9 protein-coding genes are annotated in these 12,152 nt (G+C 71.0%); 4 read left to right on the plus strand and 5 right to left on the minus strand.

The window, feature by feature from the left end; genetic code table 11:
• The first annotated feature begins 153 nt into the window (after positions 1-153).
• Positions 154-1,800: a DHA2 family efflux MFS transporter permease subunit gene (locus tag ABZ833_RS22445; RefSeq protein ID WP_361049273.1), complete on the plus strand. Its 1,647-nt coding sequence runs from the start codon at positions 154-156 to the stop codon at positions 1,798-1,800.
• On the opposite strand, the gene ABZ833_RS22450 is transcribed toward ABZ833_RS22445, so the two are convergent.
• The 3 genes from ABZ833_RS22450 to ABZ833_RS22460 all read right to left on the minus strand — a co-directional run bounded on the left by ABZ833_RS22450 (position 1,773) and on the right by ABZ833_RS22460 (position 5,990).
• Positions 1,773-3,686, minus strand: a complete 1,914-nt coding sequence (locus tag ABZ833_RS22450; RefSeq protein ID WP_361049275.1) for a GAF domain-containing protein — start codon at positions 3,684-3,686, stop codon at positions 1,773-1,775. The genes ABZ833_RS22445 and ABZ833_RS22450 overlap by 28 nt on opposite strands.
• 35 nt (positions 3,687-3,721) lie before the next feature.
• Entirely contained in the window at positions 3,722-5,122 is a 1,401-nt protein-coding gene (locus ABZ833_RS22455; protein WP_361049277.1) for an MFS transporter, read from the minus strand.
• A gap of 61 nt (positions 5,123-5,183) precedes the next feature.
• The gene (locus ABZ833_RS22460) at positions 5,184-5,990 is read right to left on the minus strand and encodes a 3-hydroxybutyrate dehydrogenase (protein ID WP_361049279.1); all 807 of its coding nucleotides are present in this window, start codon (positions 5,988-5,990) and stop codon (positions 5,184-5,186) included.
• A gap of 391 nt (positions 5,991-6,381) precedes the next feature.
• Between ABZ833_RS22460 and rho the strand changes: the two genes are divergently transcribed.
• Positions 6,382-7,566 carry a transcription termination factor Rho gene (rho, locus tag ABZ833_RS22465; protein WP_361049281.1) on the plus strand — a complete coding sequence of 395 codons (1,185 nt, stop codon included), beginning with the start codon at positions 6,382-6,384 and terminating at the stop codon, positions 7,564-7,566.
• A gap of 9 nt (positions 7,567-7,575) precedes the next feature.
• Here rho and ABZ833_RS22470 read toward each other — a convergent pair whose 3' ends face one another.
• Positions 7,576-8,859 (minus strand): M6 family metalloprotease domain-containing protein, encoded by a 1,284-nt coding sequence (locus tag ABZ833_RS22470; protein ID WP_361049283.1) that lies wholly within the window; start codon positions 8,857-8,859, stop codon positions 7,576-7,578.
• 333 nt (positions 8,860-9,192) lie between these two features.
• Between ABZ833_RS22470 and ABZ833_RS22475 the strand changes: the two genes are divergently transcribed.
• Together ABZ833_RS22475 and ABZ833_RS22480 are read left to right on the plus strand one after the other, a co-directional pair.
• Complete coding sequence (locus ABZ833_RS22475) at positions 9,193-9,849, plus strand: helix-turn-helix domain-containing protein (protein ID WP_361049285.1); 657 nt, start codon at positions 9,193-9,195, stop codon at positions 9,847-9,849.
• A 134-nt stretch (positions 9,850-9,983) separates the two neighbouring features.
• The gene (locus ABZ833_RS22480; protein WP_361049287.1) at positions 9,984-11,498 is read left to right on the plus strand and encodes an MFS transporter; all 1,515 of its coding nucleotides are present in this window, start codon (positions 9,984-9,986) and stop codon (positions 11,496-11,498) included.
• A gap of 22 nt (positions 11,499-11,520) precedes the next feature.
• On the opposite strand, the gene ABZ833_RS22485 is transcribed toward ABZ833_RS22480, so the two are convergent.
• Positions 11,521-12,036: a MarR family transcriptional regulator gene (locus ABZ833_RS22485; RefSeq protein ID WP_361049289.1), complete on the minus strand. Its 516-nt coding sequence runs from the start codon at positions 12,034-12,036 to the stop codon at positions 11,521-11,523.
• Positions 12,037-12,152 lie beyond the last annotated feature (116 nt).

Raw genomic sequence — 12,152 nt, forward strand, 5'->3', positions numbered from 1 at the left:
GCTGCGCCGTCACCTCGCCGGGTGTCGGTTCCTCCGTCGCCACCGCGCCCGCCCTCTCTCGTCCCTCTGCCTGCCCGTGCTCGTGCTTTGACAACTTACCGGCCCGACATTACCTTCACCGTGGAATTACTTCACCATGGAGGTATCAACGAGATGCGTGACCCGTCCCCCACCGCTCCCACCGCCCGCCGATGGCTCGGCCTCATCGCCATCGCGCTCGGCGTCGCCCTGATCGTGGTCGACACCACGATCGTCAACGTGATCGTCCCCTCGGTCATCGAGGACCTGGACGCGAGCTCCGGCCAGGCGCAGTGGATCCAGGAGTCGTACGCGATCGTCTTCGCGGCGCTGCTCCTGCTGACCGGGCGGCTCGCGGACATCTTCGGTGCCCGCCGGATCTTCGTCGCGGGTGTCGTCGTCTTCGGGGCGACCAGCGTGCTCGCCGGGCTCGCGCCAGGCAGCGGCCTGCTGATCCTGGCCCGCTTCCTTCAGGGCGCGGGCGCCGCGATGATCCTGCCGACCTCGCTCTCCCTGCTGAACGCGACCTTCACCGGCAAGGCGCGCGGCCAGGCCTTCGCCATCTGGGGCTCGACCATCGGCGCCGCCGCCGCGCTCGGCCCGCTGCTCGGCGGCTGGCTTGCCGAACACGTCTCGTGGCGCTGGGCGTTCGGCATCAACGTGCCGCTGTCCGTCCTCGTCGCCGCCGGCGTGCTGCTCTACATGGCTCCCTCGCCGCGGACCAAGGGGCGGCTGGACGTGGCCGGTGCGGTGCTCTCCGCGGTGGGGCTCGGGCTGCTCGCCTTCGGGCTCGTCGAAGGGCGTACGTACGGCTGGATCGTCAGCATCGAACCGCTGGACGTTCTCGGGGTCAGCTGGGCGAGCGGTCCCTCGCCCGTGCTCGTCGCCCTCGTGCTCTCCGCAGGCACGCTCTTCGCGTTCGTCCGGCGGCAGATCGCGCTCAGCCGGGGCGGTGAGTCCGCACGGGTCCTGATGGACGTACGGCTGTTCTCGATCGCCTCCTTCCGCAACGGCAACATCGCGACCCTGATCATCGGCCTCGGAGAGTTCGGCATCGTCGCGGTGCTCCCGCTGTGGCTCCAGTTCACCCTCGGCTACAGCGCCCTGGAGGCCGGGCTCGCCCTCGTGCCCATCGCCATCGGCAGCTTCGTCGCGACCGGTGCGAGCTTCCCGCTGGCCGCCAGGGTCCCGGCGCTCGGGCAGGTGCGCATCGGGCTTGCGCTGGAGGTCGTCGGGCTCGCGGGGGTCGGGTTCATCGCCGCGCCGGACAGCTCCTGGTGGACGGTGGCGCTGATGCTCTTCCTGTACGGAATCGGCGTCGGGTTCGCCACCGCGCAGGTCACCAACGTGGTCCTCGCCGAGGTGCCGCACGAGAGCGCGGGGCAGGGCTCCGGCATTCAGAGCGCCTTCCGCCAGCTCGGTTCCGCACTCGGGATCGCCGCCCTGACCACCGTCTTCTTCACCACCCTCAGCACGAATCTGCGCGACAGGCTGAGCGATGCCGGTCTGCCGTCCGGGAAGGCCGACCAGATCACCGGCGCCGTCACCGACAGCGCGGGCGCCGCCATCGGGCCCCTCGCCGACCGCCCGGAGACCGCGTCCGTCGCCGACGCGGCACGCTCGGCGATGACCGACGGGGTCGCGCTCGGCGGCTATGTCGCCGCGGGCTTCGTCGTCCTCGGGCTCGTCGCCACCTTCCTCGTCCCGGCCGTCACCGCCACCGCCGCGGAAGCCGCCGAGGAAGCTGCCGAGGATCAAGGCGACGTGGTCGCCCAGGTGTAGGCGTGCAGGCGCAGGGCGAGCTGGATCTCCAGGGAGCGCTCCGGGGACTGCCAGTCGGCGCCGAGCAAGTGGCCGATGCGGTCGAGGCGTTGGACCACGGTGTTCACATGGACGTGGAGCGAGTCCTTGGCCTTGGACTGGCTCATCCCGCAGGCGAAGTACGCCCGCAGTGTGTGGACAAGCTCCGTGCCGCGCTTGGTGTCGTAGTCCAGGACCGGGCCCAGCGTGCGGCGCACGTACGCGTCGAGGTTCGTGTCGTCGCCGAGGAGTACGCCGAGGAAGCCGAGGTCGGGCAGGTCCGCGCCCTGCCCGGTGTGGCCGAGCGCGCGCAGGGCGGAGAGGCAGCGCAGTGCCTCGGCGTGGGCCTGGGCGAGGGCTTCGGGGCCGGTGGCGGGGCCCGCGGCGCCGACCGTGACCGGGGCCCCGGCGGCCTGGGTGAGCTCGGTGGCGAGCGCGCGGGCGCGGGAGCCGGTGTCGTCGGCCGGGAGCACCAGGACCACGTGCTCATGGTGCAGGCCCGAAAGGCCCTGGCGGGTGCGGGCGGCGCGGGCGGCCGACGAGAGCAGGAGCCTGCGGGAGGCCGCCTCGCTGTGGGCGACGAACACCGAGTGGGGCAGGGCCAGATCGACGTCCAGGCGGCGGGCGCGCGCGGCGAGGCGGCTCGGAGTGCCGGAGAGGGAGAGCAGGTCGCCGAGGAGTTCGCCGCGTACGCGGTCCTCGGCCTCGGCGGCCGAGCGGCGCAGGAGCAGGAGCAGCGCGGTGACGACCCCGGCGCGCTCGAAGAGACGGCGGTCGGCCTCGCCGAGGTCGGCACGGCCGGTGAGGGCGATGCTGCCCAGAAGCTCCGGGCCCGCGAGGACCGCGCACACCCAGGTGCCCTCCAGGGGGACGGCCCGGCCGCTGGCGCGCGATGCGGCGACGGCCTTGGCCGGGGGCGTACGGGGGTCGGCGTCGACGCGGGCGAGTTCGGTGCCGTCGGCGTCGTGGATGAGGGTGCCGCCGCGCAGGAGCGCGCCGATGGCGGTGGCGACCTCCGTGAAGTCCCCGCCGCGCAGCACGAGATCGGTCAGGCGGTCGTGCGCGTCCTCGGCCCGGAGCATGGCCTCGCTGTGCGCGCGGATGGTCTGTGACGCCTCGTTCAGGTCGACGAGCGCGGCCCTGGTCTCCTCCATGCGGCGCGCGCTGTCGATGGCGATCGCCGCGTGGTCGGCGAGCGAGGAGAGCAGCGCGCCCTCGTCCGGCGTGAAGGCGCGGGCGGTGCGGTCGGCGGCGTACAGGACACCGATGACGTGCGTGCCCTGCCGCAGCGGCACGCCGAGGATGGCGTGCAGGCCCTCTTCCAGTACGGCGCTGTCGATGGTGAGGGTGTGCTGGAAACGGGGGTCGACCTCGTAGTCCCCGGTGGCGTACGGACGGGCGGTCTGGGCGACGAGGCCGCCGAGCCCCTCGCCCATGCCCAGGCGCAGGTTCTGGAACGCGGCGGAGACCGAGCCGTCCGTCACGCGCATGTAAGTGTCGCCCGCAGCAGGGTCGTTGAGGGAGAGGTACGCGACGTCCGTGCGGAGCAGCAGCTTGGCCCGGTGCACGATGGCGCGAAGGACCGCGTCCAGGTCACGGAGGGCCGCGAGGTCGCCCGCGGTGTCGAAGAGCGCGGTGAGCTCGGCCTCCCTGCGCTGGTGCTGGTTCAGGGTGCGGCGCACGCGCAGCGCGGTCTGCGTGGCCTCGTCGATGGCCGTGAGCTCGGCGCCGCTCGCCCCGGCCGCGCGGGCCGCCGCGGCAGGCTTGGCGAACTGCTCGGCCGGCGCGTCGTGGGCGAGCAGGTCGAGCAGCTCGCGCAGGGCGGCGAACGCCTGCTCCCGGTGGGCGGCGTCTGAGGACCTTGGCATACGACGGGTCGCCTCCGGGAGCGGGGTGGTGCGGGTCAGGTCGAGATTGTCGCCGAGGGAGCGGCGGCGGAGGAATCCCCGGGAGCCGCACTCCGCTCGGCGAGCGAGCGGCCCCGCGTCTCCTTGGCCACGAGCACGGTGAGCGTCGTGATCACCACGGTCACGCAGACGTACAGCGCCACCGGTGTCGCGGAGCCGAAGTCCTTGAGCAGCTCGACCGCGATGATCGGCGCGAGCGCGCCGCCGATGATGGACGCGAGTTGCGAGCCCATCGAGGCCCCGGAGTAGCGGACCTTCGTGTCGAACATCTCGGAGATGAAGGCGGCCTGCGGCCCGTACATCGCGCCGTGCAGGAGCAGCCCGACCGTGACCGCCAGGGTGATCACGGCGAAGGACTTGCTGTCGACGAGCGCGAAGAACGCGAACGCCCACGCCGCCATGCCGATCGACCCGATCAGGGTGACGGGCCTGCGCCCGATGCGGTCCGAGAGCGCGCCCCACAGCGGGATCGTCACGAAGTGCACGGCGGAGCCGATGAGCACGGCGTTCAGGGCGGTGCTCTTGGGCAGTTCCAGGTGCACGGTGACGTAGACCAGGACGAAGGCCGTGAGGATGTAGTACGAGACGTTCTCGCCGAGCCGCGTTCCGATGGCGGTCAGGACGCCGCGCCAGTTGTGCCGGAAGACCTCGACGACCGGCGCGTCCTGCTTGGCGGCGGCCGGACCGGCCTTGGCGGCCTCGGCCTGCGCGCGGGCCTGCGCCTCGAGGAACAGCGGGGACTCCGAGACCGAGACCCGTATCCACAGGCCGATGATGACGAGCACGCCGGAGAGCAGGAACGGGATGCGCCAGCCCCAGGCGAGGAACGCCTCGTCGGACTGGACGGCGGCGAGGAGCGCGAGGACACCGGTGGCCAGGAGGTTGCCGCCGGGGGCGCCGGCCTGCGGCCAGGAGGCCCAGAAGCCGCGGTTCTTGTCGTCGCCGTGCTCCGAGACGATCAGGACGGCGCCGCCCCACTCGCCGCCGAGCGCGAAGCCCTGGATCAGGCGCAACACCGTGAGCAGGATCGGGGCGCCGACGCCGAGGGTGGCGTGGGTGGGCAGCAGGCCCATCGCGAAGGTGGCGCCGCCCATCATCATGAGGCTCAGCACGAGCAGCTTCTTGCGGCCGATCCTGTCGCCGTAGTGGCCGAAGACGACACCGCCCAGGGGCCGTGCGGCGAAGCCGACGGCGTAGGTGAGGAAGGACAGGAGCGTGCCGACCAGGGGGTCGCTGTCGGGGAAGAAGAGGGTGTTGAAGACCAGGGCGGCGGCGGAGCCGTAGAGGAAGAAGTCGTACCACTCGATGGTGGTGCCGATGAGGCTGGCGCTGATGATGCGGGCGATACCTGGCCTGCCCGGGGTCTTGCCCTGGGCACGCGGCGTTGCGGCTGCCATGGCGTGATCCGTTTCTCGATGGGGACGTGTGGTGAATTGGCGCTGGGGGAGCGGTGGTTGTTCAGCCGGCGGTCCAGCCGCCGTCCAGGGGCAGCGAGGCACCGGTGACGAAGCCGCTGTGCGGGCCGCAGAGCCAGAGCGCCGCGGCGGCGATCTCCGCGGGTTCGATCAGCCGCTTGACGGCCGAGCGCCGCAGCAGTACGTCGGTGAGGACCTGCTCGGGGGCGATGCCGTGGGCGGCGGCCTGGGCGCTGATCTGGTCCTCGACCAGGGGCGTGCGGGTGTAGCCGGGGCAGAGGCAGTTGCTGGTGACGCCGTGCTCCGCGCCTTCCAGGGCGGTGACCTTGCTCAGGCCCTCCAGGGCGTGCTTGGCGGCGACGTAGGCCGACTTGAAGGGGCTTGCGCGCAGGCCGTGCACGCTGGAGATGTTCACGACGCGGCCCCAGCCGTGGGCGTACATGTGGGGCAGGGTCCGGCGCAGCAGGAGGAACGGCGCGGTGACCATGACCTTCTGGATCAGGTCGAACCGCTCCGGGGGGAACTCCTCGATGGCGGCGACGTGCTGGAGCCCCGCGCTGTTGACGAGGATGTCGGCGCGGGCGGGCAGGGTGTCCACCGCCGCGGGATCGGCGAGGTCCACCGCGTGGGCCTCGCCGTCGATCGCGTCGGCGACGTCCTTGGCCGCGTCGGCGTGCCGATCCACGACGTGGACGAAGGCGCCTGCCTGCGCCAGGGCCACGGCACACGCCCGGCCGATGCCGCTGGCGCCGCCGGTGACCAGGGCGGTGCGTCCGGTGAGGTCCGTTCCTGCGGGGGCTTTGGCGGGGGTTCCTGCGGGGTCGGCACCGCGGGGAGTGGGGCTCGTCATGGCCGGAAACGTAAGGGTGGGCCGTGCGGGGTTCCCATGTGTGGGGCCCACATAACCGGGGAGCGCACCATGTGGGTGGGTGCAGCCGTCCGGGTGCGGTCCGAGTGCGGTCCGGGTGCGATCCGGGCGGGCTTCCGGTGACCCACGTCACGCTCGGCGGCCCGCAAGCTGTGCTACCTTGCGAACAGCACGTGTGTACGCCGCCTTCTGCGGCGCCGGTGCCGATCTTCTTTTCTTCCGCCTCACCGAGGCCCCCGCAGCTCCGAAGCTCCGAGACATTCGTGTTTCTCCGAAGCCCTTTGCTGCAGTTCTTCTCTCCGCCCGACGTACGGGACGTGAACACACCGTCCTGCCGGGCCCCTCATTCGCATGTCCGCGAAAGGACCCCATCATGAGTACCGCAACCATCACCCGGAACAAGACCACCACAGCCACCGAGGCCCCCGTCGTCGCCGCATCCGGCATCCTCGACGTGAGTCACAACGCCAACGGCCATCTCCGCACCGGCGATTGCCTCCCCACCCCGAACGACGTACAGGTCCCCTCCACGCTCATCCGCCAACTCGGCCTGCGCGCGGGCGACATGGTCCAGGGCAGCTGCGGCAAGGCCCGCACCCTCACCTCCGTCGAGCGGGTCAACGGACACTCCGCCGAAGCCCTGCGCAGGCGCGCACGGTTCGGTGACCTCACCCCGCTGCACCCCCGCGAGCGGCTGCGTCTGGAGGCGCCCGGTGAAGGCGGCGCCAGTGTCGCGACCCGGCTCATCGACCTCGTCGCACCCGTCGGCAAGGGCCAGCGCGGCCTGATCGTCGCGCCGCCCCGCACCGGCAAGACCGTTCTGCTCCAGCAGATCGCCGCCGCCGTCAGCGCGAACCATCCCGAGGCGCACCTCATGGTGGTCCTGCTCGACGAACGGCCCGAAGAGGTCACGGACATGAAGCGTTCCGTACGCGGCGAAGTGCTCGCCTCGACCTTCGACCGGCCCGCCAAGCAGCACATCGCCCTGGCCGAACTGGCCGTCGAGCGCGCCAAGCGGCTCACCGAGGAGGGCAAGGACGTCGTCATGCTCTTCGACTCCCTCACCCGGCTCTGCCGTGCGTACAACAACGCGGCGTCCAGTGGCGGCCGCACCCTCTCCGGAGGTGTCGACGCCGCCGCCATCCAGGGCCCCAAGCGCCTCTTCGGCGCCGCGCGGTGCGCGGAGGAGGGCGGGTCCCTGACCATGCTCGCCACCGTGCTCGTGGAGACCGGATCGCGCGCCGACGACTACTACTTCGAGGAGCTCAAGGGCACCGGCAACATGGAGCTCCGCCTCGACCGCGGCATGGCCGAGCGCCGTGTCTTCCCCGCCGTCGACGTCACCCCTTCCGGCACGCGCCGTGACGAACTGCTCGTCCCCGCCGCCGAGTTGACCGCCGTACGCGGGCTGCGGCGCGCCCTGCACGGCAGGGACCCGCAGAGCAACCTGGAGGCGCTGATCGAGCGCCTGCGCAAGACCCCGGACAACGCCGCCTTCCTGCGCCAGGTGCAGCAGACCGTGCCCGGCGCGGGCTCCTCCAAGGTCAACGGCGGATGAGCCGCGGCCTCATGGGCGCGTGACGTGCACCCGGTAGCGGCCCTCCGCGTCGATGTCCGTCACCGTGATGCGCACGCCCGTCCTCTTGTCCGTGAAGGTCTCGCCGGGCTCGTAGGTCGCGTCCGAGAGCTCCGCGTGGACGTTCGGCTGGCGCGTGCAGCCTCCGCTGTCCTTGGTGGAGTCGGAGACGGAGACCGGGCCCTGGCCCGTGTCGACCTCCGCGTCCACCCGGTAGATCAGGACACCGGGCTTGCAGACCGCCTCGTCGTTGCCGCCCTGGGTGCGCACCTCGACGGCGTACCCCTTGGTCGTGCTCAGCGGCACGAAGGCGAGCTTGGTGCCGCCGCTCGTCGGCAGCGGGCTCAGCGTGTGCTCGGTGGTGCCCGCGTTCGACGCGCAGCTGATCTGGTCGTCGTCGAGCCAGCCCAGCTTCCACTTGTGCCAGGCCAGCAGGTCGTTGTTGGCGCCCCAGTCCTCGCTCATGATGTCCCAGTGGCCGACCGCGCCGCCGCCCTCCTGCGTGTAGAGGTCGGGCAGGCCGAAGACGTGGCCGTTCTCGTGCGGGAGCACGCGGTAGCCGGTCTCGCGGTAGCTGCCCGAGCCGTCGTCCTGGCGGCTGTAGACGAAGGACGCGTTGGAGACCGGGACGCCGTCCGCCACGGGCGCCTCGGTGTTGCCCGCGAAGGTCACCGAAAGGACCGTGTCGAGCGCGGAAGGGCCCGCGTTCGGCGTGATGAGGATGTTCACCAGGTCGTACTCCCGGAAGTCCACGTCCGGATCGGCCGCCGCCACGATGTCCTGGACCAGATCGCGGTAGCCCGGGTCGAAGGGGGCACCGCGCTCTATCCCGTACTGCTTGAAGCTCTTGGGCATCCGCAGCCAGTCGGGGATCGGCGACTCGGGGCGGTAGTCGAGACGCCCGTAGGAGCTGGTGCGGAACCAGTCCGACGTCTGCGGGAAGAACTCCGAGAGGCGGTCGAGCGCGGTGCCCTCGCCGGGGGCGTCGGAGAAGTCGACCATGAGGTTCAGGGCCCGGACGGTGCCCGTGGAGCGGGAGTATCCGGCGGGCGTGGGCACGCCCTCCGACATCTGGACGCCCATCGTGCCGTTGATCATGCACGGGCTGAGTGTCGTCGCGCGGGCCAGGGACACGGGGCCCGCCGCCGTGGGGGACTCCTCCATCAGGCGGCCGGTGCTCGCCGATGTGGTGACCGTGAGGGCAAGGACGGCGCATGTGGCGAGTGCCGCGCCACGTCGGGCTGCGCGTATCTGCCTCCAGGTCGGCTGCTGCATGCGTGGGCCTTCCCTTTGCGGCAGCCGCCGGTCCTGGCTGCACCCTTTCGATCACCCTGTGCCGGAGGGTGCGCGGGCGCTCGCTGGGTGCGACCGATCGTGGGTTTCTCGCCCATGGAGGCGTGACGCGGGTCACATGAAGAAAGTCGGGCAGTGGGAAATATCCGGGGACTCTCTCCCCGTTTAGACCTGTGTCCGAGCGAAACGGGGAGTGGTTCCCCGCATCGCGCATCCGAGGCTCAGGCACCGTCCCGAGACTCGATCAGCAGCTTGATCACCAGCTCGATCACCGCTTGATCACCAGCTCGATCACCAAGCTTGAGGAGAGCCGCCGTGGAAACCGCCACCGCTGCACAGCGCCGCACGCCCCGCCCGCGGGCCGACGCCCTGCGCAACCGGGAGCGGATCGTCGCCGCCGCACGCGAGATGTTCGTCGAGTTCGGCCCCGATGTGCCGCTCGACGAGGTCGCGCGCCGGGCCGGCGTCGGCAATGCCACGGTCTACCGGCACTTCGCAGACCGTTCCGAACTGGTCCACCAGGTCGTCCTGCTGGTCACCGACCGCGTCTCGGCACACGCCGAGGAAGCGATCGCGGCGGCCGACGCGGACCAGGGTGTCGCGTTCGACGCCCTGCGCCGGTTCGTGCACGCCTCCGCCGACGAGCGGATCGGTGCCCTGTGCCCGATGCTCCAGGCGGCCTTCGACCCCGATCATCCGGATCTGGTCGACGCCCGCGAGCGGCTCGAAGCCGTCGTCGACGGGCTCATGCAACGGGCGCGCGCGGCCGGGCAGCTGCGCACCGACATCGCCGTCGGAGACCTGATGGTCGCCCTCTCCCAGCTCACCAGGCCGCTGCCCGGCACCGCGTGCCTGAACATGGACCGTTTCGTCCACCGCCATCTCCAGCTGTTCCTCGACGGCCTGATGGCACCGGCCCGCTCCGAGCTGCCGGGTGCATCGGCGACCTTGGAGGATCTCCGCCAGTCCTGAGCCCGGCCGACCTCGCCCGAATTCGCTCGACTCCAGCCGACTTCGCCCGACATCATTCGACTTCGCCGTACGCCGTAGTGCGCGTCGCTTTCCGTCACTTTTTTCAGCACACGTATCGCTAGGTGGCTACTCCCATGTCAGAAACAGATCCCAGGCGCTGGAAAGCGCTGATCTTCATCGCGCTCGCGCAGCTGATGGTCGTGCTCGACGCGACCATCGTGAACATCGCGCTGCCCTCCGCCCAGCAGGACCTGGGCATCTCGGACGGCAACCGCCAGTGGGTCATCACGGCCTACGCCCTGGCCTTCGGTGGTCTGCTGCTCTTCGGCGGCCGCATAGCCGACCTCTGGGGCCGCAAGCGCACCTTCGTGACCGGCCTGATCGGCTTCGCCGCGGCCTCCGCGCTCGGCGGCGCCGCGACCGGCGAGGCCATGATGCTGGGCGCCCGCGCCCTGCAGGGTGTCTTCGGCGCGCTGCTCGCGCCCGCCGCCCTCTCGCTGCTCGCCGTGATGTTCACCGATGCCAAGGAGCGCGCCAAGGCGTTCGGCATCTACGGTGCGATCGCCGGTGGCGGTGGCGCCGTGGGCCTGATCCTCGGCGGCTTCCTCACCGAGTACCTGAACTGGCGCTGGACGTTCTTCGTGAACATCCCCTTCGCTGTGATCGCCGCGCTCGGTGCCTACTTCGTCATCCGTGAGCCGTCCGGCGCCCGCAACCGCTCGCCGCTCGACATCCCGGGCGTGGTCCTCTCCACCCTCGGTCTCGTCGCTCTCGTCTACGGCTTCACGCGCGCCGAGTCGGCGGGCTGGTCGGACTCCCTGACGATCGGCATGTTCGTCGCGTCGGCCGTGCTGCTCGCCGCGTTCGTCGTCACCGAGGCCAAGGTCAAGTCGCCGCTGCTTCCGCTGCGCGTCCTGACCGAGCGCAACCGCGGTGGCGTCTACCTGTCGCTCGGCCTCGCGATCATCGCGATGTTCGGCCTGTTCCTGTTCCTCACGTACTACCTGCAGATCGTCCAGGGCTACTCGCCGGTGAAGACCGGCTTCGCGTTCCTGCCGATGATCGTCGGCATGATCACGGGCTCCACGCAGATCGGCGCCCGCCTGATGACCCGCGTCCCGCCGCGGCTGCTCATGGGTCCCGGCTTCCTGGTCGCCGCCGCCGGCATGCTGTTCCTGACGCAGCTCGACGTCGGTACCTCGTACGCCGGTGTGATCCTGCCCGGCCAGCTGCTGCTCGGCCTCGGCATGGGTACGGCGTTCATGCCCGCCATGTCGCTGGCCACGCACGGTGTCGAGCCGCGTGACTCCGGTGTCGCCTCCGCGATGGTCAACACCTCGCAGCAGGTCGGCGGCGCCATCGGCACCGCTCTCCTGAACACCATCGCCGCCTCCGCCACGACCGCGTACGTCGCCTCGCACGCCGCGGGCGCGACGACCCCGGCCGCGCAGAAGCTGATGCAGGCCCAGGCCATGGTCGAGGGCTACACCAGTGCCATCTGGTGGGCCGTGGGCATCCTGGCGGCCGCCGCCGCGATCGCCTTCGCGCTCATCAACGCCGGCGCCCAGGGCGGCTCTCCCGCCGCCTCGGGCTCGGGTGACACCGAGGGTGTCGAGGACGAGATCCGGATCCCGGTGGTCGCGCACTGACCCGGTTGTTCAACAGGGAGGCCTAGCGGAGCCAGGGCAGGTCCGCCCCCGCCTCCTTCGGCTGAAGTCCCTCGGCGACGATCACCATGATCTCGCCGAGGGACTTCTGCTGTTCCGGGCTGAGCCGGTCGAAGAGGGCCTGGCGCACGGCGGTGACATGGCCGGGCGCGGTGCGGCGCAGGACCTCGTACCCGTCGTCGGTGAGGATCGCGAACTGGCCCCGCTTGTCGGAGGGGCAGTCCTCGCGGCGCACCCAGCCGTTCTTCTCCAGGCGCGCGATCGCGTGCGAGAGACGGGACCGGGTGATCTTGGTGTTCCTGGCCAGCTCCGTCATCCGCAGGCGCCGCCGCGGGGCGACGGAGAGCTGGACGAGGAGGCCGTAGTAGATGTGCGGCATACCGGCGTCGCGCTGCAACTGGCGGTCGAGGTGGTCTTCCAGGAGCGTGGTGGCTTGCAGGTACGCGAGCCAGGTGCGCTGTTCGTCGTCGTCGAGCCAGCGCGGTTCCCCGTCGGGGGGAGAAGTGGGTGCCGTGTCCATGTACTCCACTGTACGCAGCCCTTCCTTGAAACTTAAACAATGCGGGAGTAGGGTCGTCCTCGAGCGAAAGCTTGAGAGTTAAAGTAAATCGTTCTTTGTACGTTCTCGGAGGCGCC

The organism is Streptomyces sp. NPDC047525, assembly GCF_040643025.1.
Classification (GTDB): domain Bacteria; phylum Actinomycetota; class Actinomycetes; order Streptomycetales; family Streptomycetaceae; genus Streptomyces; species Streptomyces durmitorensis.